The following is a 17,848-nucleotide window of genomic DNA, read 5'->3' as shown; positions in this document are numbered from 1 at the left end:
CAGCCCCTTGCTTTAAAGTTTTGCAGTAATGTTGTTAAGAAGATCATTGTGTACATCTTTATCGATAGTACGCTCAAGGATTTTCTCAGCACCAGCGATAGCCAGAGTTGCGACTTGTTTGCGCAGGTCATCACGGGCACGTGTGCGTTCAGCTTCAATTTCTGCTTCAGCTTGCGTTAAGATCTTCTGGCGTTCTGCCTGAGCCTCTTCGCGAGCTTCATCAATAATTTGAGCTTTACGTTTATTTGCCTGATCAATAACCTCAGTTGCAGTGCGCTTCGCTTCCTTCATTTGCTCGGAAGCGTTGGCTTGTGCTAGGTTCAAGTCTTTCGCAGCGCGTTCAGCGGCTACAAGACCGTCAGCAATTTTCTTCTGACGTTCTTCAATTGCTTGTATGATTGGTGGCCATACATATTTCATGCAGAACCAAACAAACAGTGAAAAAGCAATTGCTTGACCCAACAGAGTTGCGTTCATATTCACAACAGCTACTCCTCGTTAAGAATCAACTACAAAAATTTAATTAACTATTAAAAGCTAATTAGCCTGCTAGCTGACTTACAAATGGGTTAGCAAACGTGAATAGTAGTGCGATTACGATACCGATCATTGGAACAGCATCCAGTAGACCAGCGATAATGAACATCTTAACTTGTAGCATTGGAGCCATTTCAGGTTGACGCGCAGCGCCTTCTAGGAATTTACCACCAAGAATAGCAAAACCAATTGCAGTACCTACGGCACAAAGACCAACAATGATAGCAACAGCGATTGCTGAAAAACTTAGTACAGTTTCCATTTACGTTCTCCGATTAACATTAATAGTTAGAATAAAGCTTAAAAATTTTTTTAGTGATCACTATCTTCATGAGCCATTGATAAGTAAACGATTGTCAACATCATGAAAACAAACGCTTGAATCAAAATAACCAAGATATGGAAGATAGCCCAAGGTAGTGCACCTACCCATTGTAAGTACCACGGTAGCATTGCCGCGATAAGAATAAACACCACCTCACCCGCAAACATATTACCAAATAAACGCATACCTAGAGATAGTGGCTTCGCTAATAACGAAATTACCTCAAGTACCAAGTTAAATGGAATCATGATTGGGTGATTAAATGGATGCAGTGCCAATTCTTTAGCAAATCCGCCCAAGCCTTTCACTTTGATGCTGTAGAAGATCATCAGAGCAAAAACACCTAAAGCCATTGCCATTGTTATATTTACATCAGCTGTAGGAACCACTTTCAAATAAGGGATACCTAGCCAATGCTCTGCAGGATATGGTAAGAAATCGATAGGCACTAGGTCCATCAAGTTCATTATGATAATCCAGCAGAATATAGTCAGTGCTAATGGAGCTACCAGAGGATTGCGGCCATGGAAAGTTTCTTTAACGTTGTCGCCAACGAATTCCACTACCATTTCAACAAAACACTGAAGCTTACCAGGTACACCTACTGTTGCTTTCTTAGCGACTGAGCGAAAAACCCAAAGGAATAACACCCCTGTCAACACAGAAAAAAACAGACTGTCTATATGTACGTTCCAGAAACTTGTTTCCTCTACAAGACCAAACTTAGCTAAAGAAAGGTTTTGTAAATGGTGTTCAATGTATCCGGATGCTGTTGGCGCAGCCATAACTCATCCTATTTTTTATTGTTAATGAAAAGCACTGGCGCAAAGATATTAATACCTAGAACCAGTAAATAGGTCAGTTTGAGGGGAACTAATTCCACCTGCATATACATGTAGACAATAGAGAATAGTAAAACTGTGATTAAGATTTTTAGCACTTCGCCTGCATAGAACGACGCTGCAACTAACTTAGTTGCGCGAGCTCCACAAAATAGGAAAGCACACACACAAAAAACCACATTAGCAATGACAAAAATACCGCCACCGATTAATGCAGCAAAACCCCAATCAGGATTAACAGCTAAACCTAACCCTACCGCCACTAATATAACCGCGCTAAGCTCGATCAATAACATTTGCTTTGCAAGCACTCGTCCTGGTCTTGCTAACGCCGCTACCATGTATTCGTTCCTCTTTAAGCCCACTTTACCACTCGCTTAAAAGCGTGCTGAGAAATTGGCGAAAATTATACGTTCAGCCAAATTGATTGCAATAAAAATGCAGCAATCATTTACATTTCTGTATACAAACCTACAACTTTTGTACGAAATTACTTGTTTATTACATAATTGACCTAAATCAATTATCTCATTTAGTACTCTAGTTTAGCAATAAGTTGCTCTAATTTGTGAGGCTCATCAAGAGTAATCGTCACTTTTGACTTACCGCTAACAGAACGAGTGACTGAAACGTTTGCTTGCAATTTTTCCGAGAGTCTTCTTGAAAGTTCAATAGATTCTGTGTCTTCAGCCTTAGGTTCTGACTCAACCTCAGGTTTTAGACACTTTTTAACAAGCTGCTCTGTTTGACGCACGGTCATTTTTTTAGCTGCCGCAGTATTCGCTGCTTCAACCTGGGTGTCACCTTCAAGCGCAAGCAATGCTCGAGCGTGCCCCATCTCTAGTTGCTTTGACACAACCAAAACCTTCACTGGTTCAGCCAACTGGTTCAGGCGCAGTAAATTACTGACCGTCGCACGTGACTTACCAATCACTTCAGCAACCTTTTGGTGCGTCAGTTCAAATTCATTCTGTAAGCGCTCTAAAGCCTGCGCTTCTTCAATAACATTCAGATCTTCTCGCTGAATGTTCTCGATCAATGCCATCGCAATCGCGGCTTTGTCTTCAACTTTCTTGATCAAGCACGGCACCTGCTTCAGGCCAGCTTGACGAGCCGCTCTCCAACGACGTTCACCAGCAATAATCTCGAACTGCCCTTGTGTTAACGGACGTACAACGATTGGCTGAATAATGCCCTGAGACTGGATAGATGCGGCCAACTCTTCTAGAGCTTCCGGCGCAATATCCTTACGCGGTTGATATACACCTGGCTTTAAGCAACCGACAGCAAGCTCGATGAACTCCCCATCAGCCGACAACGCCTGACTATGAGAAGCGGCTTGTTGTTTTTCACGAGCCAACGAGCTAGTTGCAAGCAATGCATCTAACCCCTTTCCTAAACCACGCTTAGACATTGAGCGAATTCCTTTGGTTAGACCTATACTGGGACTTCTTCACGACGCAACATTTCTCCTGCAAGAGCAAGATATGCCTTAGCACCTGCGGAATATTTGTCGTAGTACATTGCTGGCTTGCCATGACTCGGCGCTTCTGCCAGACGCACATTTCTAGGGATTACAGTTCGATATACTTTACTACCGAAATGTTTTTTGAGTTGATCAGATACTTCGTTCGATAAGCGGTTACGAGGATCGTACATTGTACGCAGAAGACCTTCGATCTTCAGATCTTCGTTTACTACAGCTGCGAGCTTACTGATGGTATCCATCAACGCAGTTAAACCTTCCAAAGCAAAATATTCACATTGCATAGGAACCAATACGGAATCGGCCGCAGCCATCGCGTTGATTGTAAGAAGGTTTAATGACGGTGGGCAATCAATAAAGATGAAATCATAGTTACTGCGAATGGATGCCAGCGCGTTTTTGAGACGAACTTCACGGGCAAACACTTCCATTAATTTGATTTCCGCCGCAGTCACATCACCGTTTGCGGCGATAAGGTCGTAATTGCCAGATGTACTTCGACAAACTACCTCATCAAATGGAGTCTCTTCAACTAACAAATCGTAAGCAGTTGCTTCAACCTGATATTTGTCGACACCGCTTGCCATAGTGGCATTACCTTGAGGATCGAGGTCAACAACCAATATCTTGCGTTTTGTTGCCGCCATTGATGCTGCCAAATTAATGCAAGTTGTTGTTTTTCCTACGCCACCCTTCTGGTTGGCAATTGCTACGATTTTACCCACTATGGCCTCGCTGATTATCCCTGACGCGATAAAGTTACTAGATGACGCTCTCCATCAAGCTCTGGCACTTGCAAAGCTTTAATGTCTGTCACTGAACACCATTCAGGTAACAGGTCAATTTCGTCTCTAGGATGTTGTCCCTTAAGAGCCAAAAATACACCGGATTGCTCTTTAGGTAAATGGTGACACCACTCTACCATGTCTGTCATTGACGCAAATGCACGACTGAGTACTGCATCAAACTTTTCTTCAGGTTGAAATTCTTCAACGCGACTTTGAACCGGTACGACGTTATCGATACCCAATTCATGAACCACCTGCTTAATAAAACGAATACGCTTACCTAAGCTATCTAGCAAGTAAAACTCACAGTCAGGATTCATGATTGAGAGAGGGATCCCAGGTAAACCAGGGCCCGTACCAACGTCAATAAAGCGCTTACCTTGTAAGTGAGTGCTAACAATGATGCTATCTAAGATATGTTTCACCATCATTTCGAGCGGGTCACGAACTGACGTTAGGTTGTAAGCTTTGTTCCACTTGTTGAGTAACTCAACGTAACCAACTAATTGGCCACGTTGCTTTTCAGATACTTCAAGCTCAGTCTGGTCAATTAGGTGATCCAGTTTTTCGCGTAATACGCTCATTATGCTTCCTCACCCTTTTTCAACAGGCCGTGTTTTTTAAGATAAACCAATAAAATAGAGATTGCCGCAGGCGTAATGCCTGAAATACGAGAAGCAATGCCAATTGAATCAGGCTTAGCTGTTGTTAGCTTTAGAACCACTTCGTTGGAAAGCCCTTTCACCTGACTGTAATCGATATCAGCAGGCAGCTTGGTATTTTCATGGCGTAGTGATTTTTCAATTTCATCTTGTTGGCGCTGAATATAACCATCGTACTTAACTTGGATCTCAACTTGCTCAGAAGCTTGTTGATCTTCCAGTGCCGGACCAAAACGATCTAACGAAGTTAGCTGTGAATAAGTCATTTCAGGGCGACGAAGAAGATCCTCACCACTCGCTTCACGAGACATTGGTGTTTTGAGGATCTGGTTCAGTTGATCAACATCTTCAGATTTTGGATTGATCCACGTTTCTTTCAGACGTTGACGTTCTTTCTCCATGTTTTCTACTTTCTCGTTGAATCGAGCCCAACGAGCATCATCCACCAAGCCAAGCTCACGAGATTTTTCAGTCAAACGAATATCCGCGTTGTCTTCACGCAACAACAAACGGTATTCCGCGCGAGAAGTAAACATGCGGTAAGGTTCTTTGGTACCCATGGTCGATAGGTCATCAATAAGAACGCCCATGTAAGCTTGGTCGCGACGCGGGCTCCAGCCTTCTTTGCCTTGCGTAAACAAGCTTGCATTAAGACCCGCCATCAAACCTTGTGCTGCCGCTTCTTCGTAGCCAGTCGTGCCGTTGATTTGACCAGCAAAGAACAGACCCTTGATAAACTTAGTTTCGTAAGTCAGCTTCAGGTCGCGAGGATCAAAGAAATCGTACTCAATTGCATAACCAGGACGAACGATGTGAGCATTTTCAAAGCCCTTCATTGAACGAACGATTTGAACCTGAACATCAAACGGCAGACTTGTCGAGATACCATTCGGGTATAGCTCATGGGTCGTTAGGCCTTCAGGTTCAATAAAAATTTGGTGACTGTTCTTGTCAGCAAAACGCATCACTTTGTCTTCAATCGATGGACAGTAGCGCGGGCCAATACCTTCAATCACGCCCGCGTACATTGGGCTACGATCGAGATTGGCGCGAATAACGTCATGCGTATTTTCGTTAGTGTGCGTTATGTAGCATGGAATTTGGCGAGGCTGTTGAGCTCGGTTACCCATGAACGAAAATACAGGTGTTGGGTTATCACCGTGCTGAACCTCTAACTCTGAAAAATCAACGCTACGTGCATCGATACGAGGAGGTGTACCCGTTTTCAGGCGATCAACTCGGAATGGAAGATCACGAAGACGGTCAGCCAGTGCGATCGATGGTGGATCACCAGCACGACCGCCTGAAGAGCTTTCCATACCAATATGGATTTTTCCACCTAGAAATGTGCCGACCGTCAGTACCACTGCGTTAGCGCGGAACTTAAGGCCCATCTGTGTAACAACACCCACCACTTGATCCTGCTCAACGATCAAGTCATCAACCGATTGTTGAAACAGAGTTAGGTTTGGTGTGTTTTCAAGAACATTTCGAACAAAGGCTTTGTAAAGCGCGCGGTCAGCTTGTGCACGAGTTGCACGTACCGCAGGACCTTTTGATGCGTTTAACGTTCTGAACTGAATACCTGCATGATCAATAGCTTGTGCCATTAATCCACCCATTGCATCGACCTCTTTTACCAAGTGGCCCTTACCGATCCCACCAATAGCAGGGTTGCAAGACATTTGTCCCAACGTATCGATATTATGAGTGAGTAGTAACGTACTTTGACCAGTACGTGCAGATGCGAGTGCGGCTTCCGTTCCTGCATGGCCACCACCAACAACGATGACGTCAAATTTTTCGTGATAAAGCATGAACCGACCTCGGGTATTCAAACGTTTTCTAGATTGATAAAAAGGAGCGATATTCTACCTGTTTTCATAGCTTGAGAAAACGTTTTTGGGATTTTTCGATAAAGCGGTTTTTAATTAATATAGATAAGATCTTTATAGAGATCTTTTATTATATCTATTATTAGGATCGAGGGTATCTGTGGATAAGTCAAAAATGATCAACAAGATCATGGATCTTTTTTGGATCAAAGTATGTGATCTAACTTTGATCATGATGAGGATTAGCTGGGATCAAAATGGCTACTTATTCACAGGGGAGAATTAGCCTGAAAGTTATTATTTGGATAACTATAGGTTAATCACCGTATATGTATGATCTTATCCACAGGAGAAATTGAAAAAAATGACATATTTTTCGATTAATTTTTTAAAAAGTTATTCACAATCACGATATTTAGAGATAAAAAAAGCGGCATAAGCCGCTTTTTTAGAGAAAGGAGGGGTTAAAACTGGTCACTATGATCGTTAAACCATTCTTCAGCGGCGTCTTCTGGCACCGGAGTTTCAAGTATATCGATGGTAAAACAGGCTGAAATAGGGTGAGCTCCGAGTTCTTCCAGTTGGCTGTGGACTGATTTTCCCGCCAAACAGAAGGTATCATAACTAGAATCACCAAGCGCCACGACAGCAAAGCGAACCTGATTTAAGTCTGGAGACTGTTGAGTTAATGCGTTGATAAACGGCTTAATATTATCTGGAAATTCGCCTGCACCATGAGTTGAGGTAACCAGTAACCAAACGTCTTGTTGTGGAATCTCATTGTATTCAGGTTGATTGTGAAGGGTTATCTTATGCCCTTGCTCCTCAAGAAGATCATTAAGGTGATCGCCAACGTATTCGGCGCCGCCCAAAGTACTGCCTGTTATAATGTGGATCATTAAGCTGTCCTTACAAAAGAAAAAGGCCAGCGCGAGCCGGCCTTTAAAGGTTATTTACCGATACAGAATGAAGAGAAGATGCGACCTAAAAGATCATCAGAACTGAATTCACCCGTTATCTCATTAAGGTACTGTTGGGTGATACGAAGTTCTTCCGCTAAGATCTCGCCAGCCATGTAGCCTTCAAGCTGTTGTTGACCGATATCTAGGTGCTCAGACGCTCGTTCAAGTGCATCTAAGTGACGACGTCGTGCCATAAAGCCGCCTTCATGACCACCAGCAAAGCCCATGCATTCTTTAAGATGGCTACGTAATGCGTCGACTCCTTCGCCTGTTTTAGCTGATAATCGAATCAACGTAGGATCGTTAACGTGACAAATACCGAGATCTTCACTGGTTTGATCTGCTTTATTACGGATCACTGTCATACCGATGTTATTTGGTAGTCGATCAACGAAATCTGGCCATATATCTTGTGGGTCAGTCGCGTCTGTTGTGGTGCCATCGACCATAAATAAAACGCGGTCTGCCTGAGCTATTTCTTCCCAAGCACGTTCAATACCGATTTTTTCTACTTCATCAGAAGCATCACGCAGGCCTGCTGTATCGATAATATGCAGTGGCATACCATCAATATGGATATGTTCACGCAGTACATCACGCGTGGTACCGGCAATATCGGTCACAATCGCAGACTCTTTACCTGACAGCGCATTCAATAAGCTTGATTTACCGGCATTTGGGCGACCTGCAATCACGACTTTCATGCCTTCACGCATAATAGCGCCTTGATTGGCTTCTTGTCGTACGGCTTCGAGGTTGTCGATGATAGCTTGTAAGTCAGTACTTACTTTACCGTCAGCAAGAAAATCAATTTCTTCTTCAGGGAAGTCGATAGCCGCTTCAACATAGATTCGTAGGTAAATCAGTGAATCAACTAGCGTGTTAATACGTTTAGAAAACTCACCTTGTAGCGATTGTAGAGCCGATTTTGCTGCTTCCTCTGAGCTTGCATCAATTAAGTCAGCAATCGCCTCTGCTTGCGTTAAGTCCATCTTGTCGTTCAAAAAGGCACGCTCTGAGAACTCACCAGGACGCGCAGCTCGCACGCCTGAGATAGTAAGGATACGTTTGATTAGCATATCCATAACCACTGGGCCGCCGTGGCCTTGCAACTCTAATACGTCTTCGCCGGTAAACGAGTGCGGGTTAGGGAAGTAAAGCGCGATACCTTGGTCGAGTTCGATGCCATCGTCAGATTTAAACGGTAGGTACTCAGCGTAGCGAGGCTTGAGTGTTTTTCCTGTTACTTCTAGAGCAACCTGAGTCGCCAATGGGCCGGAAACGCGGATAATACCGACGCCACCACGGCCGGGCGCGGTCGCTTGAGCAACAATCGTATCTGTAGTCATAGTTGTGCCTGTTAGCATGTGAGAGCCAAAAAGGGGTGTTCACGATTAATCAATTAGCTGAATTGTAATCAGCTAAAAACAAAAAGGCGACCTTTTGGTCGCCTTTCTTTATCTCTTTCTATTATCGAACTTACTTAGAGTGTAAGCCTTTCTTTTCCAGCGCTCGGTAGATAAGCGTTTGCTGAATCAGAGTTACGATGTTCGATACTAGCCAGTAAAGAACCAGACCTGAAGGGAAGAACAGGAAGAAGAATGTGAACATAACCGGCATAAAGGTCATGATCTTCTGCTGCATTGGATCCGTTACAGTTGTCGGGCTCATCTTCTGGATTAGGAACATTGAAGCACCCATCAGAAGTGGCAAGATGTAGTATGGGTCTTGTGCTGAAAGGTCAGTAATCCAACCGAAGAACGGTGAGTGACGCAGTTCAACAGACTCCATTAGTGCCCAGTATAGCGAAATGAAGATAGGCATCTGCAAGACGATAGGTAAACAGCCACCAAGTGGGTTTACTTTCTCTTTCTTGTACAGCTCCATCATTTCTTGGCTCATGCGTTGGCGGTCATCGCCAATACGCTCACGCATTGCAGTCAGCTTAGGCTGAAGCATACGCATTTTCGCCATAGACGTGTACTGAGCTTTCGTTAGTGGGTACATAGCACCACGAACGATGAAGGTTAGACAGATAATGGCTAGACCCCAGTTCACAACGATGCCTTGAATGAACGAAAGCAGAGTATGAAGTGGTTTGGCAATGAACCATAACCAACCGTAGTCAACTACTAGGTCTAGGTTTGGTGCAACTGCAGCCATTTGGTCTTGAAGTTTTGGACCAACCCAAAGCGTTGCTTTAAAGCTTGCTTCGTCGCCAGTAGCGATGGTTTTGTTCGGCATACGAACACCGATGTCGCCAAGGTTACCGATTACACGAGTGTAAAGGTTGCTGCCGGCTTCGTCGCGAGGAATCCATGCACTTGCAAAGTAGTGCTGAATCATCGCTGCCCAACCTTGACCATTTGCTAGGTTAAGAGACAGGTTGCGATCTTGCATATCGTCGAAGCTGTATTTTTTGTAACGCGTATCTTCCGTAGAGTAAGCACCACCACGGTAAGTTGGCATTGTTAGGCTACCACCGTCGTCCATAACGTTCTGACGTAGGTGAGCGTACATGCCGAATGTCGCGTTGTTACCAGAGTTGTTGACTACATCGTATTCAACATCCATTGCGTAGCTGCCACGCTTAAGGACGAATGTTTTCGTGTACTCAAGGCCGTTCGCTTGGTAAGTCATCGGGATGCGTAGTTCATCCTGACCATCAGCAAGTGTGAAGCTGTCTGCTGATACTGTGTAGCTAGGGCGGTTTGTGCTGCTTAGGTCGATACCTTGAGGACCCACTAGACCGCTTTGAGCGATAAATTGGTGACCTGGTTCGTTCTTAAGAAGAACAAACGTATCTTCAGAATCGAATTCTGCAGAGTATTCATTTAGGTTTGCTTGAACGACATCACCACCAACCGTATCAATTGACAGAGTCAGTACATCAGTTGTTACTGTGATAGTTTTTGCAGAAGCGACTTGTTGGCCCGGAGCTGGGTCTAAGTCATCTGCATAAGATGGCGCTGGTAGGGTGCTGCCAGATTGTGCCTGCTCAATCGCTTGTGGAGCTGGGTTCTTAGCTACGTTCCATTGTTGGAAAAGTAGGAAAGAAACCAAAGCCAATGCGATTAACAGGATATTACGTTGAGAATCCATCGTTATTTATCTCTGTCTTGTTTTTGGACTGGTGGAACGGGGTCAAAGCCCCCTTCGTTCAAAGGATGGCATTTTAATAGACGTTTGCCTGATAACCAACACCCTTTTACAAAACCGTGAGCTTTCAACGCTTCTATCGCATATAAAGAGCAGGTTGGAGTAAATCGGCAGCGTGGGCCGATGAGTGGACTAATAAACCATCTATAAAAATAGATGGGTATTAGCGCTATCCACGCGAAGGGCGAGACAGGCGAAGCCATAATTTGTCGAGTAGCTTGAACATTTCTTCATTGCTTAAATCTTGCGCGCTCTTCTTAGCGATTACAACAAAATCTTTGTTAGGAAGTTTGTGTTGAGTGTTACGAAAGCTTTCACGAGTAAGACGCTTGAATCGGTTACGACCCACGGCGGTTTTAATCTGCTTTTTCGGAACAGCTAATCCAAGGCGAGGATTTGAAAGAGAGTTATTTCGGGCAATGATGGTGAAATGAGGGGAGCCTGCTCGATGAGCTTGCTTGAAGACATTTTGATAATGTTCGGGAGTTAACAAGCGTAACTCCCGACCGAAGGCTAGCTTATTCAAAATAATCAAAGATTACTTAGAAAGACGCTTACGGCCTTTTGCACGACGTGCATTGATTGTTGCGCGACCGTTCTTAGTAGCCATGCGAGCACGGAAACCGTGAGTACGCTTACGCTTTAGAACTGTAGGTTGAAAAGTGCGTTTCATTGTAATTACCTTACTGATCAGTAGTTTTAGGTTTTTGTTAAACCCGGCGTGGGCATATTTTCTCTTCTTTATATAAGAAAGGAAAACCGACGCCTCTCAACAAAGAGGCGGAATTGTAATCACTGTCACAAAAAGTGTCAATGATTGGGTTAACTAAAATTCCGGTCGGGGGATTATACGTAGAATAACTAAAATCACAAGGATCCTTCGTCGATCCCAACCTTATTTAAGAATTTTTTTAATTTTGGATCCTGTGGACTACCAAAAATATCCTGTGGAGATCCCTGTTCGACAATGTGGCCATCAGCCATGAAGATCACTCGGTCTGCGACCTCTCTAGCGAACTGCATTTCATGCGTAACCACCAGCATGGTTTGATGCTGATTTGCCAATTTTTTCATGAGGTTAAGTACTTCGCCAACCCACTCAGGATCGAGTGCTGAAGTCGGCTCATCGAACAATAAAAGCTCTGGCTGAAGGGCCATTGCGCGGCCAATACCAACACGTTGTTGCTGACCACCAGAAAGCGCTGCTGGATAACTATCAGCTTTCTCTCCTAGGCCTATATCGTCGAGTATTTGTTGAGCTTTTTCATGAGCTTGCTGCTTTTTCCAACCACGAACGGTAATCAAACCTTCTGCAATATTCTGCTTCGCGGTTTGATGGGCAAATAGTGCATAGTTTTGGAATACGAAACCGGTCTTACGACGCAGTGCAAGCACCTCTGCCTTAGTATATTTCTGAGTATCAACCTTGATATCATCAATCGAAATAACACCTTGATCGGCTTGCTCTAGAAAATTTACACAGCGTAATAATGTAGATTTACCCGTTCCACTTGAACCTATGATGACAATTATCTCACCTTGCTTGATTTCTAGGTCGATTCCTTTCAATACTTCGGTGTCACCAAATTGCTTGTGGATATTTTGTAATTTGATCATCGTACGTACGCCTTATTCAGTTTCACTTCAGCCCAAATTTGAATACGAGTGAGGATAATAACCACGCCCCAATAAATCAGCGCTACCGCAAGGAACGCCTCAAAGAAGCGGAAACTTGAAGACGCTTCCATTTGAGCTTTAGCCATGATTTCTGCCACACCTAAGGTGAAAGCAAGGGAAGTCGACTTAATCATGTCTATGAAATAGTTCATCAAAGAAGGCAGCGCTACACGGGTTGCTTGTGGCAAGATCACTCGACGCATGGCTTGGCTGGTTGTCATTCCAACAGACAGACTGGCTTCCATTTGGCTACGATCGATACCGATAATAGCTGCGCGAATACTTTCAGCCATGTAGGCCGCAAAGTGCAGGGTTAAACCGATAACGGCGGCGCCAAAAGCATCGAGTCCAACCATCCACGGAAACACTTGTGGTAGGCCGTAATAAAGAAGGAACAGCTGTACCAGCAGTGGTGTGCCTCGGAAGAAGCTAATATACAGCTGGCTCAGTTGATCGAGTACTGGGATTTTGAATACACGGATGTTCGCCAGTATCAAAGATAGAATTAGGGCGAAAAATAAGCCCCAAATTGCCATCTCCATAGTGGTGCCTAAATACTTCAGAAGTATTGGCAACAGGCCCAGCATGTAATTAAAGTCAAATCCCATAATCTATCTCATATTTTTATTGGAAGTATTGTTTAGAAATACTGTTAGTTCAGGCTTTTTAATCAGTACACAAAAGCAAAAAGCCCACCGCTGTATAAGCAGTGGGCTCTGAATACGTTGAGTGAGTAATTACTTTTTAGTAATGTCCGCACCGAACCATTTTTGAGAGATGCTTTCTAGCGTACCATCTTCGCGCATTGCTGCTAATGCTTGGTTTACTTCAGCTTGCAGTTTTTTGCCGTTATCGTTATTAACGAAAGGCCATGCATTTTCAATCGTTTCGAATGGCTGTCCTGCTAGCTGTAATGGTAGACCAGTCTTTTTGATTAGCTCTAGTGCTGATAGGCGATCCATGACGAATGCATCTGCACGACCCAATGCCACATCATGTTCAATACCTGTGTCATAGGTCTTTACATTGATTTTGCCATCTTTATCGTAGCTGCGTAACAGTTGTTCAAAGTTTGAACCCAGGTTTACGGCAACCGTCTTGCCATCAAGGTCTTCGATGCCTTGAATGCTGTCATTGCCTTTGCGAACCGTAATCTGTGCGCCGTCTACTACGTATGGGTCTGCGAATAGGTATTTCGCTTTACGTGCATCCGTTATTGTAATTTGGTTTGAAATTGTATCAATTCGACCCGTTTCAAGAAGACCAAATAGACCAGAGAAGTTTGCTGTCACGTATTCAACGTTATAGTCATTACGTTTACCGATCTCATCCCATAAATCCACTTCAAAACCTTGTAGCTGGTCCTGTTTCACGAAGGTGAATGGGAAGTAGCGACCAGACATGCCGACTTTAACTTCAGTAGCAGCTTGAACAGTAGCGGCAGAGAGTGCGATAGCCGCAATTGCAGCCTTAATCCAGTTATTCATTTGGTAACTCCTTATATTTATGGGATTGGATGTTACTGGGAAAATGCTCACTAGAATAAATAACCAGATGTTATTAACCATAACCAGATTGAATTCTCAATTTGGGGATAACTAGCAAGGATCCGGGCATAAGTGGATCATTGTGTGAGTAAATTAGGGGCAAGATGTGTGGATCTATCCATTTTGGCTCTATTAATTGTGAATAACTTGGATCTTATTCACTGGATCTGTGATCAATTGCTGGTGATCTGACTTATCAACAGGTAAAATTAGCGGTCATTTCATATAACTTAAATAGAGTGGGGCACCGTGTCATCTTCGCTTTGGTTGCAATGCTTGCAACAGCTTCAAGAAGAGTTACCAGCTACAGAATTCAGTATGTGGGTACGTCCGTTACAAGCGGAACTCAATGGTAATACTCTAACTCTATTTGCACCAAACCGATTTGTACTCGATTGGGTGCGCGATAAGTACCTAAATAGCATCAACCGTTTGCTGCAAGAATATTGTGGTAATGATATTCCACATCTGCATTTTGAGATCGGAAGTAAACGCGTTATTGCTCCAAAGTCTGCGACTGTTGCCCCGGCTCGTACACGTACAGCAGCTGATGTAGCCGCTGAATCATCAGCACCTGCTCAATTACAAGCTCGCAAGCCTGTTCACAATATATGGCGCGATGATGAACCGGTGGCCGTTGACCTGAATCACCGTTCTAACGTCAATCCAAAACATAAGTTCAATAACTTTGTTGAGGGTAAATCAAACCAATTAGGTTTGGCGGCGGCACGTCAGGTTTCAGATAATCCAGGAACGGCTTATAACCCGTTGTTTCTATACGGCGGTACTGGTTTAGGTAAAACACACTTGTTGCATGCGGTGGGTAACGCCATTGTTGATAATAAGCCGAATGCTAAAGTGGTTTACATGCATTCAGAGCGCTTTGTTCAAGACATGGTGAAAGCGCTCCAAAACAATGCGATTGAAGAATTTAAGCGCTACTACCGTAGTGTTGATGCATTGCTTATCGATGATATCCAATTCTTTGCTAATAAAGAGCGTTCTCAAGAAGAGTTCTTTCATACCTTTAATGCGCTGCTTGAAGGCAATCAACAGATCATCCTAACGTCTGACCGTTATCCAAAAGAGATCAACGGGGTAGAGGATCGTCTTAAATCCCGCTTCGGTTGGGGTTTGACGGTTGCGATTGAGCCACCTGAGCTTGAGACTCGTGTGGCGATCTTGATGAAGAAAGCAGAAGACCACCAAATTCATCTTGCGGATGAAGTGGCGTTCTTTATTGCGAAGCGTTTACGCTCTAACGTTCGTGAGCTAGAAGGCGCATTGAACCGTGTTATTGCGAATGCAAACTTCACTGGTCGTCCGATCACGATCGATTTCGTGCGTGAAGCACTGCGTGACTTACTTGCCCTGCAAGAAAAACTGGTCACCATTGATAACATTCAAAAGACAGTCGCTGAATACTACAAAATCAAAGTCGCTGATCTATTGTCGAAGCGTCGTTCTCGTTCTGTTGCTCGTCCGCGTCAATTGGCGATGGCACTGGCCAAAGAGCTAACAAACCACAGCTTGCCTGAGATTGGCGATGCATTCGGTGGTCGTGACCACACGACAGTGCTACACGCCTGTCGTAAGATCGCTCAGCTACGTGAAGAGAGCCACGATATTAAAGAAGATTATTCGAACTTGATTCGTACCCTTTCTTCTTAATACACAGTATTCTTAACCTTAATAAGCCGAATCTTGGCCGCGTAATATGACGCAGTGCCATTTAGACCGTAAGAGCAAGATATGAAATTTACCATTGAACGTAGTCACCTGATTAAGCCATTACAACAAGTATCTGGCGCACTCGGTGGCAGGCCAACGCTTCCAATTCTAGGAAACCTACTGATTAAAGTAGAAGATAACGTGTTGTCGATGACAGCGACGGATCTAGAAGTTGAATTGATCAGCCGTGTAACGCTTGAAGGTGATTTCGAAGCGGGCAGCATTACCGTACCTTCACGTAAGTTCCTAGATATCTGTCGCGGCTTGCCAGATAGCTCAGTGATCACCGTGGTATTGGATGGTGACCGTGTTCAGGTTCGTTCTGGTCGTAGCCGTTTCTCATTGGCAACATTACCTGCGGCAGATTTTCCAAATATTGAAGATTGGAGCAGTGAAGTTGAAGTGTCAGTGACACAAGCTGAATTGCGCGGTCTTATCGAGAAAACACAATTCTCAATGGCGAACCAAGACGTTCGTTACTACCTCAACGGTATGTTGTTTGAGATTGAAGGTTCTATCTTACGTAGTGTCGCAACTGATGGTCACCGTATGGCGGTATCTCAAGCGCAACTGGGTGCCGATTTTGCTCAGAAGCAGATCATTGTTCCTCGTAAAGGTGTGCAAGAGTTGGTGAAGCTCCTAGATGCTCCTGAACAGCCAGTAACGCTGCAGATTGGTAACTCTAACGTGCGTGCTGAAGTGAACAACTATGTCTTCACTTCTAAGCTTGTTGATGGTCGTTTCCCGGATTATCGCCGCGTAATGCCACAAAATACCACTAAGACATTAGAAGCCGGCTGCGATGAGTTACGTTCAGCGTTTTCTCGTGCTGCGATTTTGTCGAATGAAAAATTCCGTGGTGTTCGCGTTAATCTTGTAGATACCGAGATGCGTATTACAGCGAACAACCCAGAACAAGAAGAAGCGGAAGAAGTGCTAGACGTCACCTTCGACGGTGACGCGCTAGAGATTGGCTTCAACGTAAGTTATGTATTGGATGTATTGAACACACTGCGTTGTGAACAGGTTCGAATCTCAATGTCAGACGCGAATGCGAGTGCGTTGATTGAAAACGCACAAGATGACAGCGCGATGTACGTTGTTATGCCGATTCGTTTGTAAGCCATGTTTATTTATAAATTATGTTTGCTTATCAACAATGTTTGTCTATCGAGCCGTGATTGAAGATTAATATGAAGACGTTATGCCTTTATCGCGCTTAATCGTAAAGCAGTTTAGAAATATTGAAGCCTGTGACATTCAACCGTCATCAGGCTTTAACTTTCTTATAGGGGCTAACGGAAGCGGCAAAACCAGTGTCCTTGAAGCGGTGTATCTGCTCGGACATGGTCGCTCGTTCAAAAGCTCACTAACCGGTCGTATCATTCAAAATGAGTGTAGCGAACTGTTTGTACATGGCCGTTTTATGACCTCGGATCAATTTGAGCTGCCAATTGGCATTAATAAGCAGCGCGATGGCACCACAGAGGTTAAAATAAGCGGTCAAACTGGTCAGAAATTGGCTCAGTTAGCTCAAGTCTTACCTTTGCAGTTGATTCACCCTGAAGGGTTTGATTTACTGACAGATGGACCTAAGCATCGCCGCGCATTCATTGATTGGGGAGTCTTCCACAGTGAGTCGGGTTTTTATGATGCTTGGGGCAGGGTAAAGCGCCTCAACAAACAGCGTAATGCATTATTGAAAACGGCGACGAATTATCGAGAACTGAGCTATTGGGATCAAGAATTGGCCCGTTTAGCGGAAAGCATCAGCCAGTGGCGTGCTACTTACGTTGAACAGCTTAAAGAAGTCGCCGAAGAAATCTGCGCGACCTTCTTACCTGAGTTTGAGATAAAGATGAACTACTATCGAGGCTGGGATAAAGACACCCCATACGCCGAGATATTAGAAAAGAATTTTGAAAGGGATCAGCAGCTTGGTTACACCTTTAGTGGACCAAACAAAGCGGATCTAAAGATAAAAGTGAATGGCACTCCAGTGGAAGATGTCTTGTCACGAGGTCAATTGAAGTTGATGGTATGCGCGCTACGAGTAGCACAAGGGCAACACCTCACTCAAATGACAGGTAAGCAGTGCATCTATTTGATAGATGACTTCGCTTCCGAATTAGATAGCCAACGCCGAGCACGTCTTGCTGAGTGTTTAAAGGCGACTAAGGCTCAAGTTTTTGTAAGCTCTATTACCGCTGACCAGATTGCAGATATGCATGACGAAAATAGCAGGATGTTTCATGTGGAACATGGCAAAATAGAGCAAGGATAATTAGTCAGAGAGT

Annotated in this window: 20 protein-coding genes; 3 read left to right on the top strand and 17 right to left on the bottom strand. The window is 44.1% G+C overall.

The genetic code is table 11. The features are described 5' to 3' along the window. Positions 1-12 precede the first annotated feature (12 nt). From atpF to AACW75_RS13080, 17 genes are all read right to left on the bottom strand, one after another. Positions 13-483: a F0F1 ATP synthase subunit B gene (atpF, locus tag AACW75_RS13160; protein ID WP_017073830.1), complete on the bottom strand. Its 471-nt coding sequence runs from the start codon at positions 481-483 to the stop codon at positions 13-15. A gap of 58 nt (positions 484-541) precedes the next feature. Continuing rightward, positions 542-799 (bottom strand): F0F1 ATP synthase subunit C, encoded by a 258-nt coding sequence (gene atpE / locus AACW75_RS13155; protein ID WP_004735734.1) that lies wholly within the window; start codon positions 797-799, stop codon positions 542-544. 50 nt (positions 800-849) lie between these two features. Continuing rightward, positions 850-1,647, bottom strand: a complete 798-nt coding sequence (gene atpB, locus AACW75_RS13150; RefSeq protein ID WP_017073829.1) for a F0F1 ATP synthase subunit A — start codon at positions 1,645-1,647, stop codon at positions 850-852. A gap of 8 nt (positions 1,648-1,655) precedes the next feature. Then, a complete protein-coding gene (locus AACW75_RS13145; RefSeq protein ID WP_017073828.1) occupies positions 1,656-2,045 on the bottom strand; it encodes a F0F1 ATP synthase subunit I in 390 nt (129 codons plus the stop codon). A 191-nt stretch (positions 2,046-2,236) separates the two neighbouring features. Beyond that, on the bottom strand, positions 2,237-3,118 hold the full coding sequence (locus AACW75_RS13140; RefSeq protein WP_017073827.1) for a ParB/RepB/Spo0J family partition protein: 882 nt from the start codon (positions 3,116-3,118) through the stop codon (positions 2,237-2,239). Between the two features lie 23 nt (positions 3,119-3,141). Beyond that, positions 3,142-3,915, bottom strand: a complete 774-nt coding sequence (locus AACW75_RS13135; RefSeq protein ID WP_017073826.1) for a ParA family protein — start codon at positions 3,913-3,915, stop codon at positions 3,142-3,144. A 14-nt stretch (positions 3,916-3,929) separates the two neighbouring features. Continuing rightward, complete coding sequence (rsmG, locus tag AACW75_RS13130) at positions 3,930-4,562, bottom strand: 16S rRNA (guanine(527)-N(7))-methyltransferase RsmG (protein WP_017073825.1); 633 nt, start codon at positions 4,560-4,562, stop codon at positions 3,930-3,932. Further along, positions 4,562-6,457, bottom strand: coding sequence for a tRNA uridine-5-carboxymethylaminomethyl(34) synthesis enzyme MnmG (gene mnmG / locus AACW75_RS13125; protein ID WP_102554516.1), 1,896 nt, complete (start codon positions 6,455-6,457; stop codon positions 4,562-4,564). The genes rsmG and mnmG overlap by 1 nt, the downstream gene beginning before the upstream one ends. Positions 6,458-6,939: 482 nt before the next feature. Beyond that, positions 6,940-7,374: an FMN-binding protein MioC gene (mioC, locus tag AACW75_RS13120; RefSeq protein ID WP_029224895.1), complete on the bottom strand. Its 435-nt coding sequence runs from the start codon at positions 7,372-7,374 to the stop codon at positions 6,940-6,942. Positions 7,375-7,424: 50 nt separating this feature from the next. Then, entirely contained in the window at positions 7,425-8,786 is a 1,362-nt protein-coding gene (mnmE, locus tag AACW75_RS13115) for a tRNA uridine-5-carboxymethylaminomethyl(34) synthesis GTPase MnmE (RefSeq protein ID WP_029224894.1), read from the bottom strand. 130 nt (positions 8,787-8,916) lie between these two features. Further along, entirely contained in the window at positions 8,917-10,539 is a 1,623-nt protein-coding gene (gene yidC / locus AACW75_RS13110) for a membrane protein insertase YidC (RefSeq protein ID WP_017073821.1), read from the bottom strand. 2 nt (positions 10,540-10,541) lie between these two features. Then, on the bottom strand, positions 10,542-10,799 hold the full coding sequence (yidD, locus tag AACW75_RS13105; RefSeq protein ID WP_004735802.1) for a membrane protein insertion efficiency factor YidD: 258 nt from the start codon (positions 10,797-10,799) through the stop codon (positions 10,542-10,544). Further along, on the bottom strand, positions 10,766-11,089 hold the full coding sequence (gene rnpA, locus AACW75_RS13100) for a ribonuclease P protein component (RefSeq protein WP_017055478.1): 324 nt from the start codon (positions 11,087-11,089) through the stop codon (positions 10,766-10,768). Before rnpA ends, yidD begins: the two co-directional genes overlap by 34 nt. 45 nt (positions 11,090-11,134) lie before the next feature. Continuing rightward, on the bottom strand, positions 11,135-11,269 hold the full coding sequence (gene rpmH / locus AACW75_RS13095) for a 50S ribosomal protein L34 (protein WP_004735800.1): 135 nt from the start codon (positions 11,267-11,269) through the stop codon (positions 11,135-11,137). 194 nt (positions 11,270-11,463) lie between these two features. Beyond that, a complete protein-coding gene (locus tag AACW75_RS13090) occupies positions 11,464-12,213 on the bottom strand; it encodes an amino acid ABC transporter ATP-binding protein (RefSeq protein WP_145571826.1) in 750 nt (249 codons plus the stop codon). Next, entirely contained in the window at positions 12,210-12,881 is a 672-nt protein-coding gene (locus AACW75_RS13085) for an amino acid ABC transporter permease (protein WP_017073818.1), read from the bottom strand. Before AACW75_RS13085 ends, AACW75_RS13090 begins: the two co-directional genes overlap by 4 nt. 129 nt (positions 12,882-13,010) lie before the next feature. Further along, positions 13,011-13,760: an amino acid ABC transporter substrate-binding protein gene (locus tag AACW75_RS13080; RefSeq protein ID WP_029224893.1), complete on the bottom strand. Its 750-nt coding sequence runs from the start codon at positions 13,758-13,760 to the stop codon at positions 13,011-13,013. Between the two features lie 309 nt (positions 13,761-14,069). Here AACW75_RS13080 and dnaA point away from each other — a divergent pair, with 309 nt between their 5' ends. The 3 genes from dnaA (at position 14,070) to recF (ending at position 17,835) form a co-directional block, all read left to right on the top strand. Then, entirely contained in the window at positions 14,070-15,491 is a 1,422-nt protein-coding gene (gene dnaA, locus AACW75_RS13075; protein ID WP_017073816.1) for a chromosomal replication initiator protein DnaA, read from the top strand. An 81-nt stretch (positions 15,492-15,572) separates the two neighbouring features. Further along, positions 15,573-16,673: a DNA polymerase III subunit beta gene (gene dnaN / locus AACW75_RS13070; protein WP_017073815.1), complete on the top strand. Its 1,101-nt coding sequence runs from the start codon at positions 15,573-15,575 to the stop codon at positions 16,671-16,673. Between the two features lie 82 nt (positions 16,674-16,755). Continuing rightward, entirely contained in the window at positions 16,756-17,835 is a 1,080-nt protein-coding gene (gene recF, locus AACW75_RS13065; protein WP_017073814.1) for a DNA replication/repair protein RecF, read from the top strand. The last annotated feature ends 13 nt before the right edge of the window (positions 17,836-17,848 follow it).

Origin of the sequence: Vibrio sp. L3-7 (assembly GCF_963898195.1) — a bacterium.
GTDB classification, from domain to species: Bacteria; Pseudomonadota; Gammaproteobacteria; order Enterobacterales; family Vibrionaceae; genus Vibrio; species Vibrio echinoideorum.
The sequence above is the reverse complement of the archived record's forward strand: the minus strand, read 5'-3'. Positions and strand labels throughout refer to the sequence as shown.

Coding starts and splice junctions, on each gene's coding strand:
- mioC (WP_029224895.1), bottom strand. CDS start 7,374: ATGATCCACATTATAACAGGCAGTACTTTGGGCGGCGCCGAATACGTT.
- rpmH (WP_004735800.1), bottom strand. CDS start 11,269: ATGAAACGCACTTTTCAACCTACAGTTCTAAAGCGTAAGCGTACTCAC.
- AACW75_RS13090 (WP_145571826.1), bottom strand. CDS start 12,213: ATGATCAAATTACAAAATATCCACAAGCAATTTGGTGACACCGAAGTA.
- mnmG (WP_102554516.1), bottom strand. CDS start 6,457: ATGCTTTATCACGAAAAATTTGACGTCATCGTTGTTGGTGGTGGCCAT.
- dnaN (WP_017073815.1), top strand. CDS start 15,573: ATGAAATTTACCATTGAACGTAGTCACCTGATTAAGCCATTACAACAA.
- AACW75_RS13140 (WP_017073827.1), bottom strand. CDS start 3,118: ATGTCTAAGCGTGGTTTAGGAAAGGGGTTAGATGCATTGCTTGCAACT.
- atpE (WP_004735734.1), bottom strand. CDS start 799: ATGGAAACTGTACTAAGTTTTTCAGCAATCGCTGTTGCTATCATTGTT.
- atpB (WP_017073829.1), bottom strand. CDS start 1,647: ATGGCTGCGCCAACAGCATCCGGATACATTGAACACCATTTACAAAAC.
- AACW75_RS13145 (WP_017073828.1), bottom strand. CDS start 2,045: ATGGTAGCGGCGTTAGCAAGACCAGGACGAGTGCTTGCAAAGCAAATG.
- AACW75_RS13080 (WP_029224893.1), bottom strand. CDS start 13,760: ATGAATAACTGGATTAAGGCTGCAATTGCGGCTATCGCACTCTCTGCC.
- yidD (WP_004735802.1), bottom strand. CDS start 10,799: ATGGCTTCGCCTGTCTCGCCCTTCGCGTGGATAGCGCTAATACCCATC.
- recF (WP_017073814.1), top strand. CDS start 16,756: ATGCCTTTATCGCGCTTAATCGTAAAGCAGTTTAGAAATATTGAAGCC.
- mnmE (WP_029224894.1), bottom strand. CDS start 8,786: ATGACTACAGATACGATTGTTGCTCAAGCGACCGCGCCCGGCCGTGGT.
- rsmG (WP_017073825.1), bottom strand. CDS start 4,562: ATGAGCGTATTACGCGAAAAACTGGATCACCTAATTGACCAGACTGAG.
- AACW75_RS13085 (WP_017073818.1), bottom strand. CDS start 12,881: ATGGGATTTGACTTTAATTACATGCTGGGCCTGTTGCCAATACTTCTG.
- yidC (WP_017073821.1), bottom strand. CDS start 10,539: ATGGATTCTCAACGTAATATCCTGTTAATCGCATTGGCTTTGGTTTCT.